Annotated in this window: 13 protein-coding genes; 9 read left to right on the top strand and 4 right to left on the bottom strand. The window is 34.8% G+C overall.

All coding sequences use genetic code 11. From position 1 onward, the window contains the following. Positions 1-390: 390 nt before the first annotated feature. Positions 391-1,449, top strand: a complete 1,059-nt coding sequence (locus IPJ83_00605) for a DUF3078 domain-containing protein (protein MBK7879048.1) — start codon at positions 391-393, stop codon at positions 1,447-1,449. 105 nt (positions 1,450-1,554) lie between these two features. On the opposite strand, the gene IPJ83_00600 is transcribed toward IPJ83_00605, so the two are convergent. The 3 genes from IPJ83_00600 to IPJ83_00590 all read right to left on the bottom strand — a co-directional run bounded on the left by IPJ83_00600 (position 1,555) and on the right by IPJ83_00590 (position 4,793). Beyond that, positions 1,555-2,316: an rRNA pseudouridine synthase gene (locus tag IPJ83_00600; protein MBK7879047.1), complete on the bottom strand. Its 762-nt coding sequence runs from the start codon at positions 2,314-2,316 to the stop codon at positions 1,555-1,557. Continuing rightward, complete coding sequence (dnaB, locus tag IPJ83_00595; protein MBK7879046.1) at positions 2,291-3,790, bottom strand: replicative DNA helicase; 1,500 nt, start codon at positions 3,788-3,790, stop codon at positions 2,291-2,293. Before dnaB ends, IPJ83_00600 begins: the two co-directional genes overlap by 26 nt. Before the next feature lie 343 nt (positions 3,791-4,133). Continuing rightward, on the bottom strand, positions 4,134-4,793 hold the full coding sequence (locus IPJ83_00590; protein MBK7879045.1) for a hypothetical protein: 660 nt from the start codon (positions 4,791-4,793) through the stop codon (positions 4,134-4,136). 287 nt (positions 4,794-5,080) lie between these two features. Between IPJ83_00590 and IPJ83_00585 the strand changes: the two genes are divergently transcribed. The 7 genes from IPJ83_00585 to porQ all read left to right on the top strand — a co-directional run bounded on the left by IPJ83_00585 (position 5,081) and on the right by porQ (position 14,488). Then, entirely contained in the window at positions 5,081-5,989 is a 909-nt protein-coding gene (locus tag IPJ83_00585; GenBank protein MBK7879044.1) for an ATP-binding cassette domain-containing protein, read from the top strand. After that, a complete protein-coding gene (locus IPJ83_00580) occupies positions 5,982-7,295 on the top strand; it encodes an ABC transporter permease (protein MBK7879043.1) in 1,314 nt (437 codons plus the stop codon). The genes IPJ83_00585 and IPJ83_00580 overlap by 8 nt, the downstream gene beginning before the upstream one ends. Positions 7,296-7,307: 12 nt before the next feature. Then, complete coding sequence (locus IPJ83_00575; GenBank protein MBK7879042.1) at positions 7,308-8,258, top strand: hypothetical protein; 951 nt, start codon at positions 7,308-7,310, stop codon at positions 8,256-8,258. Between the two features lie 37 nt (positions 8,259-8,295). After that, positions 8,296-10,107 (top strand): excinuclease ABC subunit C, encoded by a 1,812-nt coding sequence (locus IPJ83_00570; GenBank protein MBK7879041.1) that lies wholly within the window; start codon positions 8,296-8,298, stop codon positions 10,105-10,107. A gap of 402 nt (positions 10,108-10,509) precedes the next feature. Beyond that, entirely contained in the window at positions 10,510-12,633 is a 2,124-nt protein-coding gene (locus tag IPJ83_00565; GenBank protein ID MBK7879040.1) for a peptidylprolyl isomerase, read from the top strand. A gap of 96 nt (positions 12,634-12,729) precedes the next feature. Beyond that, the gene (locus IPJ83_00560) at positions 12,730-13,356 is read left to right on the top strand and encodes a toxin-antitoxin system YwqK family antitoxin (protein MBK7879039.1); all 627 of its coding nucleotides are present in this window, start codon (positions 12,730-12,732) and stop codon (positions 13,354-13,356) included. A 1-nt stretch (position 13,357) separates the two neighbouring features. Beyond that, a complete protein-coding gene (gene porQ / locus IPJ83_00555; protein ID MBK7879038.1) occupies positions 13,358-14,488 on the top strand; it encodes a type IX secretion system protein PorQ in 1,131 nt (376 codons plus the stop codon). Between the two features lie 83 nt (positions 14,489-14,571). Here porQ and IPJ83_00550 read toward each other — a convergent pair whose 3' ends face one another. Continuing rightward, a complete protein-coding gene (locus IPJ83_00550) occupies positions 14,572-15,600 on the bottom strand; it encodes a hypothetical protein (protein MBK7879037.1) in 1,029 nt (342 codons plus the stop codon). Positions 15,601-15,661: 61 nt separating this feature from the next. Between IPJ83_00550 and IPJ83_00545 the strand changes: the two genes are divergently transcribed. Then, positions 15,662-18,514: an FAD-binding protein gene (locus IPJ83_00545; GenBank protein MBK7879036.1), complete on the top strand. Its 2,853-nt coding sequence runs from the start codon at positions 15,662-15,664 to the stop codon at positions 18,512-18,514. Positions 18,515-18,531: the final 17 nt, after the last annotated feature.

Below are 18,531 nucleotides of genomic sequence, written 5' to 3'. Positions count from 1 at the left end.
TTTTTGAAAGTTAATGGAATAAGACTTTGACCAGATATTTGGTTTAAGAAGGATTAAACAATATGTAACAAAGGAACAAAAAAAGGTCTTCAAAAAATTTGTAATATATTTTCTGGTCGATTATTTGAAATGTTTAAAAAATTGTCACTCATTTTATTTTTGATAATATATTTCAAAACTAATTTAAATTTTCAATATTGTGATTTTATCGTATAGTCAATTAATCAATTAAATTCGAATGAAATAGATTCAACATTCAAAAATGGTTTTTGATTGTTGCGATAAAAATTTGCGCATAAAAGGAACTTAGCTTACCTTTGAAATAGCTTTTTACAATTATTATTAAATGTTTTTAAATAATAGATACACAAATCTAAAAACCACTTTACTATGAAAAAAGGACTATTATTCTTTAGTTTAATTCTATTTAGTTTGAACATGAATGCTCAAACAGATGCCCAGATGAATCAGGCTGCTCAGGAAGCCGAACGCAAGGCTAAAATGGAGGCATCGATGAAGCTTGAGGACAAGGAAGGATGGGTAAAAAAGGCAGGTATAGGTCTAGACTTAGGTCAACTAATTAATGTGAATCCTTATATTGGGGGTGGATCCAATAGGATTGGAATCGGTGGTGCAATTGCCTATTCTGCAAACTACAAAAGAAATCTGCTTAAATGGAAGAATGATATAAATTTTAACTTAAGTACTCAGCGAATTGGATCTGGTATAATAGCAAGTGGATCTGATCAGCGTATTCCATTTGAGAAGGCTTTAGATATTTTTACAGTAGGATCTAATCTTGCCTACCAGGTTAAAGAAAATTCCCCATGGGCTTATTCTGCAGACTTCCTTATGATTTCTCAGTTACTACCTTCTCATGTAGATAGTGCCAGCAAGAAAACATATCTAAGTCCAACTAATGAAGGAGTGTATAATACTACTTTAGTATCCAAACTTTTTAATCCTGCAAATATCACCTTAGCACCTGGTATTAAATATCAGAAGTCTAAGAATTGGTATGCTTTCTTATCTCCTTCGGCACTAAAATTAATTTACGTAGCTGACCAGAATATAGCAAATTTGGGGGTTCATGGAACTAAAAAGAAGGAAAACAGTAATGAGTATGAAAAAAGCCAATTAGGATTAGGCGCTATGGCTAGAGTAGGATATTCTAACAAATTCTTTAAAAGATTAAATTATAACAGTGAGTTGATTCTCTATTCGAATTATTTGAATGAGCCACAGAATATTGATGTTAATTGGTTTAATACAATTGGAATTGAAATATTCAAGGGATTCAATCTTCAGTTTAAAGCCGATGCTTTTTATGATCATGATAAATTAAATTCTATAACGGATGCTGATGCAATAGGTGGATTGAGTGCTGCCACCGGAAGGAGGGTTAATATTATACAACAACTATTATTGACTTACAACAGAAACTTTTAGTTACTTTTTGCAAAATCGTAAAAGGTCTGAAAATGAGAATTTTCAGACCTTTTACATTTAAGACATAATATTTAAAAAAACTTATGAAACACTCTTTGTCAAAGACTACTTAACAAAATGCTTTAACATAATAACTTCTTGGGTGGTCAAATGACGAAATCTTCCTCTGGCAAGATTTTTTTTAGTGAGTCCGGCGTAATAAACCCTATCCAATTTTTTAACTTCATATTGAAGGTGTTCAAATATTCTTCTCACAATACGGTTTTTTCCACTGTGAATTTCTATTCCTATTTCATCCTTCTTTCCTTCAACGAAATCTATTCCATCTACCTCAGCCTTACCATCCTCCAGCATTATGCCAAGAGCAATTTGTTCGAAATGCTTTTTTGTAAGTGGTTTGTCTAGAACAACATGATAGATTTTCTTAGCTTTATGTGAAGGGTGTGATAATTTTTGTGAGAGTTCTCCATCATTGGTTAATAACAATAGGCCGGTAGTGTTTCTGTCCAATCTACCTACGGGATAAACCCGTTCTTCAACTTTTCCTTCCAATAGATCTATAACTGTTTTACGCGTCCTTTCATCCTTCAAAGTTGTTATGGTATCTTTTGGCTTATTCATCAGGATGTAAACTTTCTTTTCTTCTGGCCTTATGTTTTTACCATCATAACTTATTTTATCTGCAGATTGAACCTCATAAGCAGGATTGGATTCAACCTTACCATTAACCAATATTTTTCCTGATTTTACAAGATCTGCGGCTTGGCGACGGGAACAAATGCCGCAATGAGCGACAAATTTATTTAACCTCATCGGTTCGTCTCCGGCTTTTTTTAAGGTTTTAGAACGGGATGGTATCTTCATCATTTATTTTAGAAGGAATGATTCTTACATTAGGTCCAGAACCTAAACCAAACATACCTTGTTCTTCATCATAAGGAACAAATTTAGCAAATTGTTCCTTAAAAACCATTTTAACGGTATCGGTAGCCCCATTTCTATGTTTGGCAATAATTAATTCAGTGAGACCTCGGACAGATTCCATGGGATCTTCCAATTCATAATAGTCAGGGCGATAAATGAACATAACCATATCCGCATCCTGCTCAATCGCTCCTGATTCCCTAAGATGTGAAAGTTGAGGACGCTTATTTCCAGTCCCTGTTTCCACTTGTCGATTCAACTGAGAAAGTGCAATAACAGGAATGTTTAATTCTTTTGCAAGGCCTTTCAATGCTCTGGATATGGATGAAATTTCTTGTTCACGACTGCTTCTTTTATCTGAACCGCCAATAGTCATCAATTGCAGGTAATCGATAATTACCATTGTAATACCATGATTTTGATGCAATCTTCTACATTTTGCCCGAAGTTCAAAAACATTTAAGGATGGGGTGTCATCTATAAAAATTGGCGCTTCACTGAGTTTTTCGATAGCAAAATTAAGCTGTGTCCATTCGTACTCTTCAAGTTTGGCATTACGCATTTTGCTACCTTCTATTTCCGCTTCCATGGAAATGAGACGATTTACTAACTCTAAATTATTCATCTCAAGAGAAAATAGAGCCACTGGCTTTTTATAGTCCATCGCAGCATTTCTAGCCAGTGCAAGCGTAAAGGATGTTTTACCCATTCCTGGTCTGGCTGCAACGATGATCAAGTTCGATTTTTGCCACCCAGAGGTAAGCTTATCCAGGTTGGGAAATCCAGAAGGAATACCGGTTATACCTTCTGCAGAATGTGAAAGTTCCTCCAAACGCTTCATGGCTTCTCTCGCAAGAGAGGCAACGGTTTTATATCCTTTTCGGAGGTTCTTATCGGTGATTTCATAAAGACTCTGCTCTGCCAAATCCAACATGTCCAAAACATCTTTGGTATCGTCAAATGCATCTTTTATGATCAAACTGCAGACTCGAATCAGTTCTCTTTGAACATATTTTTGGGCAATAATTCTGGAATAATATTCTGTATTGGCAGAAGAACTTACTTTGTTGGACAATTCAAGTATGTAAGGAAGGCCACCAATGGTTTCCAATTCCTCCATTTTTCTAAGTTCTTCAGTTACGGTCAGAATGTCCACTGGTTGTGAATGCTCAAACAATTTCAGCATTGCCTTGTAAATCGTTTGGTGCACAGGGCTATAGAACGACTCAGGCCGAAGAATTTCCATAGCAGTTGAAATGGCATCTTTATCCATCATTACAGCGCCCAATACAACTTCTTCGAGTCCTATGGCTTGTGGTTGTAAACGCTCATAAGCCAAACTAGAAAAATCAGCCGGGCGCTTTCCTCCCGGAGTAGCACTAAAACTTTTATTAGGATTGGTAAGTGAATTGCTCATGTTTTAAAATCAGTGGCAAAAATAAGCTGTATCACATCAATAAAAAATTACATATAAAAAAAGGGTAATGTTAAAAAGACTTTATTTACTGTGGAAAACTTGTTGGTAAAAGCTGGTCAAATTTATAGGTTTTTTGCTACAAATTCAAATTTTCTATAATATGAATTTCGTGTTTTAAATGCAGCCTTCATTATCAAGCTATTATTAATCTTTTTTATAATATTAATCGATGCTTAGTTTGCTGGAAGAGAAATTGAGCAATAAAAAAAAAGCACTCAATTAGAGTGCTTTTAAGATTTTGGATGTTAAAATATTTTTTGTATATTTATTTATTTAATATATATCACTTTGACTTTCCTATATTATCTAATTTTTTTTGAACCTCGCCAACGATTTTGGTTTGGGTCTCCACGTCTGCTTTCGTTCGGACTTGGTCTTTCTCATTATTAACAATATTCTCTTCTGCTTTCTTGATTTTTAACTTAGCTTCTTCTATGTCTTTATGATATGCTATGTTATCTTTTTTTAATTTTTCTAGATTTTTATTGATCTTTTTTAGCAATTCAGCTTCTTTATCAAGTTCTTGCCGAACCATTTCACGTTGAACTTCAAAACCAAATTCAGTCATAAATATTTTTGCTTGTTCAAATTCATTGGGATACTTATTTGAATTCAAGAATCCGGATTGTAAATCAAAGAAAGCAACAATCTCAGAATCTAGAATCAAAGAATAAATGTCCATTGGGTTAGTGCTAAAAATAGTTTTAATCACAGCGCCATTGATATATAACTCGTCTGCCTTTTTATTTTTTGCAAGTTTGCCATAATCTTTTGTGTATCGTTTCCACACTTTTTCAATCATTTTAGATGATGCTTCTGGAATGGTAACTTTAATACCACTTTGCACCCCAAGACTCATTTGACGACTTACCTCACTTACCTGGGCCAGGATTAATCTCCCAGAAAAGCAAAACAAGGTGACCATAAATAATAACTTTTTCATTTTCATAAAATTGTTTAATAAAAAAATAACAATACCTACCAAATTGTTGCCCTGAATAGGCAATCACACATCAATGGGACACTTTTTAAGCTCAAAAAGTTCAAAAAGATTGATATTAAAATGAATAATAGTGAAATGTACAGATTTACCCCATAATTTGCATACTTCTGAGATTTAGTTGAATAAGTTATGATATTTTTAATTTAGAACATTTTAGAAGCTTTTCTTTTAAAATATCCATTGAATAAGATTCTCTCTTTACATTAGCTGCTTTAAACATAAATACAATGAATTCACTATTACATCTAGATAAGGTAAACAAGGAATATGTTAATGTTAAGGCTGTTAACCAAGTTAGTTTTGATGTACCAGAATCCTGTATATTTGGTTTACTTGGTCCAAATGGGGCTGGCAAAACTTCATTGATCAGAATCATTACGGGTATTACAAGGGCTGATACAGGCAAAGTGCTTTTAATGGGTCAAAATATATCCGACTTACAGAATCCTTCTATTGGATATATGCCAGAGGAAAGAGGACTCTATAAAAAAATGAAGGTAGGAGAACAACTTATCTATTTATGCCGCTTAAAAGGATTTTCCAAAATTGAAGCAGAACGATCTGTCGTTCATTGGATGAAAAAACTGGATATTCAGTCTTGGTGGGGTAAAAAAGTGGAGGAATTGTCTAAAGGAATGTCCCAAAAAGTTCAATTTATTGCAACTGTTGTGCACAAGCCAAAGCTTATCATTTTGGATGAACCATTTTCCGGATTGGATCCTATAAATTCAAATATTATAAAAGATGAAATTATTCAACTGAAAAATGAAGGGGCCAGTATTTTGTTTTCCACCCACAGAATGGAACAAGTCGAAGAGCTTTGTGAGGAAATTGTGCTCATCAATAAAGGTAAAGTTGTCTTGAGCGGGCCGGTTCTAGATATCAGAAAAAAATATAAGGAACATGTTTTTGAAATCAAATTCGAAACTGAAATTCCATCTGATTTATCGACTCAATTTGAAACCATTCTTCACGAACAACATCGTATGGTTATTAAGTTGCGTCCTGATGAAACGCCAAATCAAGTGCTCCAGTTATTGATTTCAAGAAATTTACAGATCGTCTCATTCAGTGAGATACTTCCCACTTTTAATGATATTTTTATACGTACCGTAAATGAATCCAACCATGAGTAAACTCGGATTAATCATTAGTAAGGAATACAGCACAAGGGTAAAAAATAAAAAATTTATTTTAACTACGCTACTTACCCCATTAGGATTTTTATTATTTTTTATTGTTGTAATGTTCATTTTCAGTAATGAAAGTGATAAACAATACAGGGTGGTGATTTCTGATCAAAGCCAGGCAAATATGAACGTTCCTGAGAACACGAAGAGGTTTGTATTTACCTCCTCTAATGAACCATTGGACAGTTTAAAGCAAAAATGCAAACAAGACAAACTGGATGCAATTTTGGTTCTTCCTAAATTTGCAGGAATAGAGGTAAAAAACTATACTGCATATTATTATTCTGATAAGACTTTGGATATTGAAATGGAATCCAGGTTGAGTAAATACCTTAATGCAAGCATTCGATCACACAAAATGAAGATCCTAAATCTTAATCAAAGTGAATTGGAAAAACTTGAAACAGATATAGCCATTGATCCCGAACCCATATCAGATGACGTACAGGATAAATCAAGTTATACTTCTAAGATAGCAACCATCTTAGGAGGTGTAATGGGTTATATTATATTTTTTATTATTTTTCTTTATGGAGCATCTGTTATGCGAGCTGTAACTGAAGAAAAGATCAACCGAATAGTAGAGGTCATTATATCTTCTGCAAAAGCATCCGATCTCATGCTCGGTAAAATTATTGGGGTTGGGTTGGTTGGCTTAACCCAAATTTTGATTTGGCTAATCCTGATTCCAATGATTTATTTAGTTGTTTTATCCTTCTCGGGTCTCAAGCCACAGGACATGCAGGAAATGAGCACCAACATGGGGAATCAATCTGTTGAACAAATGGAGAATATTCAGTTTGTCATACAGGAATTAGGCAATTTGAATTGGTTGAATATTTTTATCATGTTTTTACTTTATTTTGTTGGTGGATATCTTGTTTATGCTGCTATGTTCGCTGCCATTGGGGCGGCTGTTGGTGATGATGTCCAGGATTCTCAGTCTCTGACCATGTTTGTAAGTATTCCCATAATCCTTGCCATTTACATAATGTTTCAGGCCATAAGAGAACCGGATAGTAACCTGGCCATATTTGCAAGTATTTTTCCTCTGTTTTCACCAATTGTGATGCCAGCTATGATTCCTTTTGATCCTCCGTTTTGGAGAATTGCCGTATCCTTGTTTGCTCTATTTGGTTTTGCTTATCTAGTTGTTCTAATGGCCGGGAAAATTTTCAGAACAGGAATACTTATGTATGGAAAAAAAGCAAGTATAAGTGAAATTATAAAATGGGTATTTATAAAGCAATAGTTTGTATTTAAAATGACTATTAGCGGTTTTACTTTTATGCGGAATACCGCAAAACTTTATTATCCTTTAGTGGAGTCCATATTGTCCATCTTACCTATTGTGGATGAATTTGTGATTGCTTTAGGAAAAGGAGATGATGACGATATTACGCCCATGCTGCTGAACTCCATTGAAAACAAAAAAATTAAAATAATACATACACTTTGGGATGCTGCGAAATTTCCCAATGGTACAGAATATGCGCACCAGACAGATATTGCAAAAGAAAATTGTAATGGTGATTGGTTATTATATTTGCAATCAGATGAAGTGGTGCATGAAAAATATCATACCATTATTAAAACTTATTGTGAAAAATATTTGAATGATGTAAATGTAGATGGATTTTTATTTGGGTATAAACATTTTTTTGGTGATTATTCTCATTTTATAGATGATCATGGTTGGTATCAAAATGAAATTCGTATTATTCGAAACATTCCGGAAATAAGATCATGGGGAGATGCACAGTCATTTAAAAAAGTGAATCCGGACGATTTTGAACATTATCGACAAAAAAATAAAACCAGTAAGTTAAATGTGGTTCGAATTCCTGCAGAAATTTACCACTATGGTTGGGTAAGACCACCTGCTTTAATGCAAACCAAGTCAAGGGCTATGGATAAAATGTATCATGACCCATCCAAGGTGGAGGAGGAATACAATAGTAAATCGATAAATTTTGATTATGGAAATCTTTCCAGGCTAAATGAATTTAAGGAAACTCATCCTGAAGTGATGAATAGTTTCATGCTTAAATTTAATTGGGCAGAGGAATTAAATTTTAATTCTTCTTATAAACCAAAAAGAAATTTAATGAAACATGAAAAGTTGAAATATAGAATACTCACATTTATAGAAAAAAAATTCTTTCGTGGCAAGCATTTATTTGCCTTTAAAAATTGGAATGTGATTAACAAATGACTTTAGGGTATTTTTCTATACATAAATTTATGCTTGAATGACATTTGAAGATTATAAAAGTCTTGCACCTATTTTGCCCGGAGAACCTGGAATTTACAAGTTTTTGGATGGGAAAGGGATAATTCTATACGTTGGTAAAGCAAAAAATTTAAAAAACAGAATTAGCTCTTATTTTGGCGACAAAAAGCAAATAACCGGGAAGACCAAAGCACTTGTTAAAACAGCTCATCGAATTGAATATACGCTTGTTGAGACTGAACATGATGCATTACTGCTGGAAGCAACTTTAATAAAAAAGAACCAACCTAGGTATAATGTAATGCTAAAGGATGGTAAGAGTTATACATACATTTGTATTAAAAATGAATCCTTTCCACGGGTATTTTTCACCAGAAGAGTAATTCGGGATGGGTCAACTTATTTTGGACCCTACACATCCAAGCACAGAACTGAGACCATACTTGATTTGGTTAAAAAATTATTTCCTCTAAGAACATGTGCACTGAATTTGTCTGAAATGCAGATACTAAAAAATAAATACAAGGTTTGCCTGGAGTATCACATTAAAAATTGTAATGGGCCTTGTGTTGGTCTTGAGGAGGCATTACTTTATAATGAACGGATTGCGCAAATTAAAAATATTCTTAGAGGTCATTTCAAGCCGGTGAAAGATTATATTTTTCAAATGATGTCTACATGTGCAGAGAAACTGGATTTTGAGAAAGCCCAGCAATGGAAGGAAAAACTGATGGTCATGGAAGATTATCAAAGTAAAAGTACTGTAGTAAGCACATCTATTGCAGATGTAGATGTCTTTTCGATAGCACAAGATGAAGAAAACGCTTACATCAATTTTATGAAGGTAATAAATGGATCTATCAATCAAACCATTACTATAGAGGCGGATATCAACCTTGAAGAAGATAGTTCCATCATGTTGTCACTTGCTGTTGAAAAAATTCGCAATCAGTACAATAGTATTGCTCCCGAAATTATTGTTCCATTTTTGATTAATCCTCAAGAGGGAAACCCCATCATTACAATTCCTCAAAGAGGGGATAAAAAGAAATTGCTTGAGTTGTCTGAAAAGAATTCACAATATTTTCTTTTGCAAAGAAGGAAGGAAAAGATTAACAGGACAGCAAAACAATCCCCGGCTGAGCGAATACTTAGTACATTAAAAAGAGATCTCAATATGGAAGATATGCCTCTGTATATTGAGTGTTTTGACAATTCCAACATACAGGGTGCAAATCCAGTTTCTGCATGTGTGGTATTTAGAAATGCAAAACCTTCTAAAAGGGAATACAGACATTTCAATGTGAAAACAGTGATTGGTCCGGATGATTTCTCCACCATGGAAGAGGTAGTATTTCGCCGATATAAACGGTTGTTGGACGAAAATGCAAGATTGCCACAATTAGTCATCATTGATGGAGGAAAGGGTCAACTATCATCTGCCATGAAATCTATCGATGCACTGGGTCTGAGAGGAAAGTTGGTCATCATAGGTATTGCCAAGAAACTTGAAGAGATCTATTTTCCGGAAGATCCTGTTCCCTTACACATCAATAAAAAATCCGAAAGCCTAAAACTTATCCAACAATTAAGAAATGAAGCGCATAGATTTGGAATTAGTTTTCACCGGAGCCAAAGGTCCAGATCAATGATTCGTACTGAACTGAACGAAATTCAGGGTATTGGTGAAAAAACAGCCCAAAAATTATTGAGCCATTTTGGTTCTGTAAAGCAAATTCAATCTGCAGACAGTGAAGAAATCAAAAATCTAGTCGGACAAGCCATCACCAAAAAATTACTGGACCATTTTAACAAAATCAGCTTTGAATAAAATGGGTATGAATTCAGTTTTTATGGTCATTGAGTAAAGAAAATTGAATTTAAATGGACAGATATGTTAAATAAAAAACACATCAAGCTAATCTTAGATGCGTGGGCTTGTATTTTTAATGGTTTCTTGTAAGCATGCTTGAATAATACTATCCATAGGGACAATGATCCAACATTACCAATCTAGGGTTTGAACCTTGTGGAATCAAGGAGCTTATGTGCAAGACATTTTGCTCATATGAGAATTTAGACCAAAAACTTGGAAAAATGATTGAATTTTGTGTTGATCTCTTTGGGAATCAGGCAGAAAGCTATTACCTTTGCATGGCTTTTTGGAAACCCTTTCAAAAAGTCTTTTTTATTATTATAATATATTGATTTTCAGACAAATAAGTAAATCAGAATGGGATTAATTACGAGTATTAGAAAACGTCTATGGGTAGTAACAGTGCTGATGGCACTGGCATTAGTGGGTTTTATTGTAATGGACATGAGTTCCGGAAGGTCTTCCTGGTTTTTTAATAACCCGGATAGTATTGGGGAGGTAGCGGGTGAAAAAATCAGTTGGAAAGAATTTCAAAAAACTGAAAATGTTTTGTACCGTAATGCTGATGTTGACTTTTTTGGTCGAAAAGAGTACATATGGCATCAGGCTTTAGAAAGGGCTATTTTTGAAAAAGAGTCAAAATATAACGGTATTGGTGTTAGTGAGGCCGAACTTCGTGAGTTAGAATTTGGCAACAACCTTTCTCCTATAATTGAAAGAAATTTCAGGGATCCTAATACAGGTCAGGTATTGAGGGAACAATTGAATCAATTCCAAAAAGGTATTGAGAACCAGGACCTCCCGCCAGAAGCTAAAGAGTTCTGGGCTGTTCAGGAAAAAGAAATAATCAAGGACAGAATGGGTAAAAAGTTGGAAAACATTGTCCGAAATGCTTTATACATGCCTAATTTCATGGTAGAACGCCACTTTGAAGAAAGTAATGCCAAGGTGAGTTTTGTATTCAGTAGATTACCTTATGATTTGATTAAAAATGAAGAATTGGACATCAAGGATGAAGACATTGAGAAATATATTGCTAAAAAAGCGTCCATTTTTAGAAATGATGAAGAAACCAGAGATATCAAGTATGCTGTAATTTCTGTTTCACCTTCTTCTTCCGATTCTGCAGCAATCAGAAAAATTCTTGAGGATAAAAAGGAGTCTTTTCGCATTGCATCAAAGGATTCAACTTTTATTGTAACCAATTTAGGTAAATGGGATGAGGCCTATTCTACTACTTCTGAAATTCCTTTAAGTATCAAAGACAGCATATTGAACATGAATGTCGGAGATGTTTTTGGACCATATGTGGAGGCTGGTGAGTATAGATTAAGTAAGATATTAGGCAAAAAAATTCTTCCGGATTCAGTAAAATCCCGTCATATTCTACGTCGGGTGAGTACGAGAGAAGAGTACGCATCTGCTTCTAAATTAATCGATAGTCTCAAAACATTGATTGAGAGTGGTAAGGGACGTTTTGACTCATTAGCCATGCAATTTAGCCAGGATCCTGGTTCTGGCATTAAAGGTGGAGATCTTGGTTATACCACCCTTGGTACTATGGTTAAGCCTTTCAACGATATTATATTCTATAAAGGTGAGACAGGAAAACTATATGTAGTACCGACTCAGTTTGGTCTGCACCTCATTCAGATTACCGATCAAAAATTCATCAGTAAACAACCAGGAATCCGATTAGGTACAATTGTGGAAGCTATTCAGCCGGGAGATGAAGTATTGGATAGTAAATTAAGTGAAGCACAAAGGTTGGTGGAGGAACATAATTCATTGGCTTCTTTGGAAAAAGCAATAGATGATGGAAACACCTATGTGCTTGAGATGGCGGGCAATATAAAAGCGAATGATTACAAGCTTGGCAAACTTGGAGAAAACGCCAGCAATACATGCAGGGATATAATCCGCTGGGCATTTGAGAAAAAGACAAAAGTTGGTGATGTCTCTCCGGAAGTTTATTCACTACAGGACCCTGTTAAAAAATTTACTAATCGTTTCATCGTAGCTGCACTTTCAGGAATTAATCCTAAGGGATTGCCAAAGGCAGCGGCTGTGAGAGATCTTGTGATAGAGGACGTCAGAAAAGACAAAAAATTCGAGATCCTAAAATCTAAAATTGGAACTGTAACAGATATTAACGGGAAATACGGAGAATACGAAGTGAAGGTTGATTCAGCAAGTGAAACTACTGTTAATGGTCAGCAGATTCCAGATTATGGTTATGAACCCGATTTAGTTCCACAGATTGTTAAACAAGGTAAAGGAAATGTTGGAGGCCCTTATCGAGGGGAAAGTGGTGTTTATGTCGCTAAGTTGTTAGATATAACTACCCCTGGAAAAGCAGCAAATCTCGAAAATTTCCGAAGATTTTACAAACACACAGCTTCCAGTACTTGTATGAGTTACCTTGTACAGGCATTAAAGAAGAACTATAAAGTTAAGGATATGAGATCTAAGTTTTATTAATGGTCTTTTAAATAAAAATACAAAAAGCCTCTTTAGAAATAAAGGGGCTTTTTTATTAGGTCTAAAAGATTTTGTTAAAAAAGACGTTATCAACTCATGAATTTCCTATCATCCGTATTAAAATTCGCCCTTTTTATTTTAATTGCACTCTCGTGTAACAGAGTAAAAGTCATTGAGATTAAGAATGATCAGGGGGTTTTGATAGAAAGGATTACCACTAGCCTTAGAGATACCGGAAGACTAAAGGATGGGTTTTATGAAAAATTTGATGAACTAGGGCGACTTTTGGAAAGTGCAAATTATAAGGATGGAAAGTTAGATGGAGAAAGAAAAATTTATGAAAAAGGCCTACTTTATAGCCTTGAAAATTATAAAATGGATTTATTTGACGGACCATACAAAGTTTTCTACCCAAACGGGCAACTCCAACTTGAGTGCAAATATATTAATAACGAAATGAGTGGTACATTGAAAGCATATTATCCTGGTGGACAACTTAAGGAGATTGTGCAGATGAATGGAAGTCAGGAAAATGGACCTTTCGAGGAGTATTATGAAAACGGAAAAATTAAGGCTCAGGGGTCATATAAGAATGGTCCAAACGAAGAAGGATTACTTAATTTATACGACAGCCTTGGAACTTTAATAAAAAAAATGAACTGCAAGGAGGGAATCTGTTCCACCATCTGGTCAACAGAATTGGATAGCACTAAAACTAATTGATATGCCTGATTTTAAACCAGTACAATACACCACTTCGTTAATTAATTTGTCTACAGAACAAAATAGAGTTATTTCAACTTTTACTATTCTTGCTTTCTTTTTGACATCTTGTTTTATTCCTGAAGCAAAGGCACAAACCGGAGGTTATGCTTCATACTTTTTTTTAAATCTCTCTCCATCTTCAAGAAATACTGCACTTGGATCACACGCAATGTCTTATTCAAGTTACGATGCGGGAACGGCATTACTAAATCCAGCTTTGATCAATGAAAAAATGAGTACCTCACTTAATTTTTCACATCAATTTTATTTTAGCCAAATTGGATCAGGGCACTTTTCTTATACTCTTAAACCCGGAAGATGGGGTCTCCAATGGCAGGCCGGAATTCAATACCTAAATTCCTCCTCCATTCCATTGGCAGATATTTATGGTCAGATTAATGGAGAATTTAAAGTTAGGGAATCTGCTTTTTACATTGGCGGAGCGAAACAATTGAATGAAAGAATAAGGGCTGGAGCAAATATTAATTATATTTTTAGCAGCCTTGGTCTTGCGAGCTCTAATGCTTTGGGTTTAAGCATTGGGATGCAGTATTATAATCCAGTAAATAAAACATCGTTGGCATTTGTAGTTCGAAATCTTGGTTTTAGCTTTGATGCTTATGAAAAAGTAAGAGAAAATTTACCATTGACTTTGGAATTAGGTATTTCAAAGCGATTGAAGCATTTACCTTTTATCTATCATATAACTGCCCATCACCTAGAGCGATGGAATGTCAGGTATGATGACCCCCTTATCAGTCAATCTGGCAACTTATTTGAGGAGATAAAGAACAAAAGTGATTTTAATAAAATAAGCGATAATATCTTAAGACATCTTGCCTTTGGAGGTGAGATGCTCTTAGGTAAAAAGGAAGCCATCAGTCTGAGAATAGGTTATAATCATCTTCGTCGTAAGGAACTTAATGCAAAGGATTACGCCTCTTTTTCTGGTTTGTCTTTTGGCATGGGATTTAAAATATCTAAGTTTAAATTAGATTATTCTTATGCACTTTACCATATTGCAGGTGGCACAAACCAGCTAACATTACAGACACAATTGAGTAGTTTTATAAAGGAACGGAATTTATAAACTCATTTTATTTTAAACTTTTGTCCTTATTTGGATTAGGACAGGCATTCGCCTAAATAGTCCATAGAAATTATTTGATAACATTACAAATTGAATGATTTTTCATCAATTATTGGCTCCAAAAATTTTATAGTACGTTTTATTTTTTCTTGTAACCTATTAATAAAATTTTTACGATCTTTTAGATTTCCTTTAGATAGAGGTGCAGATGTGTCGATGATTCGATTAAACCATTTAAAAGTGTAGTCACAAAGTGAGGGATTGTAGCTTTTCATAAAATTTGGATTATCATAGGTATTATAAACACATCGCATTACTTTGCTTTCCACATAAGCAAGAATATTGGTATGTGCTATTTCATTGTTATACAATTCAAAACTACCAACCAGCTTATCAGATTTTTTCATGGATGATTTGTTGGAATTTTCACATAACTCTTCAATATTATCCACCAACAATAATAATTCTTGACAAAGATCCAGGGATGCTAATGGATCTTTCATCAAGCCGGATTCAAGGAAATACCTAATTTGGTTTAGTGTATTGTCAAGAATTCCAACATTCCAAACTTCTATGCTGTTAACAGACATAAATAAGTTTACAATATTTTTGATTTGACGTTTGAAAAGATCATCATTGTCATATTGAGAATAATCAAATGAAATCATTTGGTATTTATCATCTCTCCATACCGTATTATAAAAAACATGGAATTTGAATGCAGCTAGTTTTGGTGATGTACAGTAGTAGAACATTGGGAGTTCTTTTGTAGCATAATATATCGTTGGGTCAAGTCGATATAGACTTTGGAGATCGGTCTCTAATGATTGAAGAAATTGATTTACATTTTTAACATTACCTTTTATTGCCGGAAAATCAAAGTTAATAAGGTTCTCATTTAAACCTAAAATTTCATCAAGACTGATCTTATAATGGGCACAAAGTATCCCTGCCTCTTCAAGACCAATCGCAGACTCACCTTTAATTTTTTTGTAAACGCTTGATTTTTGAATATGCAACAACTCACTAATATCATCGACAAGATTTTTCTTTTCCTTATAGTAAGTTGACTCAATTGTTTTAAAAAGCGTAACGCTTAAATGATCAGGCATTATATCATAATTTATTAGGCACTAAAATAGTTATTTTTGCATAATTGAATTGAGTAGAAGAATGAAAGATACATTTGAAGAACTGCGTAATACCTTATCTGGTGACTTTTATGATGACCCTTTATATACCGGTATTTATGCGACAGATGCCAGCAATTATCAAATAAAGCCGAAAGCAGTCATTTGCCCCAGGACGGAGGAGGATGTTGAAATTGTTATGAAATATGCTTATGAACATCATATACCTTTACTGGCAAGAGGTGGAGGTACCAGTTTAGTAGGACAAACAGTGGGAGAAGGGTTTATCCTGGATTTTACAAAATACATGAATTCAATCTTGGAGCTTAATCCGGAGCAGAAATGGGCATGGGTCCAACCAGGTCTTGTGCGGGATGATCTAAACAAGCAATTATCGGTTCATAGTCTTCATTTTGCCCCGGATCCTGCGACCAGTAGCAGGGCTGCTATGGGCGGTATGATAGCCAATAATTCATCTGGCACAAGGAGCATAATGTATGGTAAAACATTAGATCATGTACTGGAATTGAAAGTTATGCTTGATGACGGAAGTGTCCTTCTGTGTAAAGATGTAAGTGGAAGGGAATTAGAGCAAAAGCTTGAAATGAAAAGTCGGGAAGGAGATCTCTACCGTACATTATTTCGTATTGTAAATGAAAATCAAGCTGAAATCGCAGATAAGTTTCCAAAGGTCATGCGAAGGGTTGGAGGATATAACCTCGATGAGTTTTTAGGGCAAACATGGAATCTGAGTAGGTTAATTGTTGGAAGTGAAAGCACACTTGCCATAATTTTAGAGGCAAAAATTAATTTGGTACCTAATCCAAAATTTCAGTCTGTATGTGTAGTTCACTTTCATTCTTTTTATGATTCAATTGCACATGTTAGAGAAATCGTAAAGTTTGGTCCTGCTGCAGTAGAGTTACTTGATGGAATGTTGATTGAACGAAGCAGAGAAAACCTGGAAACTAAAAATTATTGTGACTTTATAGAAGGAGATCCACAAGGAGCATTAATTGTAGAATTTTACGGTGAATCAAAGGAGGATGCTGAATTCAAAGCAAATCAAATGATTGCTGACCTTAAAGAGCAAAATCTTGGTTATGCCCACCCGCTATTTTCGGATAAACAGAAAATTGAAAACATTTTTACCGTCCGTAAAAAAGGATTAGGACTTTTAATGGGTGTAAAAGGGAATAGAAAACCCATTGCTTTTATTGAAGACGCAGCAGTTCCTTTAGAGAGTCTGGCTGACTATATCATGGAAGTTTTTGAAGTGTGCAGGGAGCATGACACTCCGGTGATTGCATATGCACACGCAAGTGTAGGATTATTACATGTTAAACCATTACTTGATCTCAGGGACCAGGAGGACATTGAGAGAATGAAAAAGATTTCTCTCGCTACACTTGAGTTGGTAAAAAAATATAAAGGATCCTGGAGCGGAGAGCATGGTGATGGCTTGGCTCGCAGTCCTTATAATGAATCATTTTTTGGTAGTAAACTATACCAAGCTTTCAAAGAGGTAAAATCGGTTTTTGACCCTAGAAATATTCTCAATCCAGGAAAAATTGTAGACGCCCCCTCTGTAGATAAAAACCTTAGATATGGTCCTTCTTACAAGGACAAAGCTGTTAAAACAATGTTCCACTATCGTGCTGAGGGTGGTTTTCATGATGCAGTCCATCTTTGTAATGGGGTAGGAGAATGCAGAAAAACGATGGGAGGAACGATGTGTCCCAGTTTCAGAGCGAGTTTGGATGAGAAAGACAGCACAAGAGCCAGGGCAAACGCATTAAGGCTCGCCATAAGTGGGCAATTGGATAATTTGGGACTTAACAGTCCTCATTTATTGGAAGTGATGGATCTTTGTCTTTCATGCAAAGCATGTAAATCTGAATGTCCAAGTAATGTAGATATGGCAAAGCTTAAGTCTGAGGTTTTACATCATCAACATCAGGAAAATGGAGTGGGTATGGCAGACAGGCTGATTCTTTATCAACACAAGTTATCTAATATGGCAAGTGGAACACTATCACCTTTGGCGAATTCACTTTTAAAAAGTAATTGGTTTAGAAAGTTATTGGAACATTTTTCAGGTTTGGATGCAAGAAGGGTCTTACCACTTTATTCATCTAAACCATTCCAACTTAAAACAAATAAGGATATTAGGAGTGGTACCCGACAAGTGGTTCTTTTTGCAGATACTTATATAAAATTCCATGACCCGGAAATTGGACATTCTGCAAAAAGTTTATTAGAGTATTTGGGCTATGATGTGCATATATTTCAAGAGGGATGTTGCCAGAGACCTGCTATTTCAAGGGGTTTATTAGAACATGCCAAAACCGAGGGAAGGAAAACCCTTGAATCTTTAGAATCATATATGAAAGCAGGATTACCTATATTGGTGTGTGAACCCAGCTGCGCCAGCTCACTTAAAGATGATCTTGCAGACTTAATGGATGATGAAAATTGGTTATCATATAGTCATTTGATTTTTCTTTTGGAAGATTTTTTGATGATTGAGAAATCTAAAGGAAATTTAACAAAAGAAATAAAATTTAAGAGCGGTTCATACTTAATGCATGGACACTGTCACCAGAAATCAATTTTTACTACTGCCTCAATACATCAATTATTTAATCAACAATCTGATGTTGTTTTAAAAGAAATTAATTCCGGGTGTTGTGGAATGGCGGGTTCGTTTGGATACGAAAAAGAGCACTATGTTGTTTCCGAGAAAATTGGAAATCTTTCTTTGTTGCCAGAAATTAGGGAAGCAAATAAAAATGAATTTATTCTTGCTCAAGGATTTAGCTGCAGACATCAGATTGAACATTTCACGGGAAGAAAGCCCATTCATTGGGTGGAATCAGTGGATACAAATCATTAATTTTTATCAACCTTTGT

Origin of the sequence: Candidatus Vicinibacter proximus, assembly GCA_016713905.1 — a bacterium.
Taxonomy (GTDB): domain Bacteria; phylum Bacteroidota; class Bacteroidia; order Chitinophagales; family Saprospiraceae; genus Vicinibacter; species Vicinibacter proximus.
Note: the sequence above shows the minus strand (reverse complement) of the source record. Positions and strands in the feature narration are given on the sequence as shown.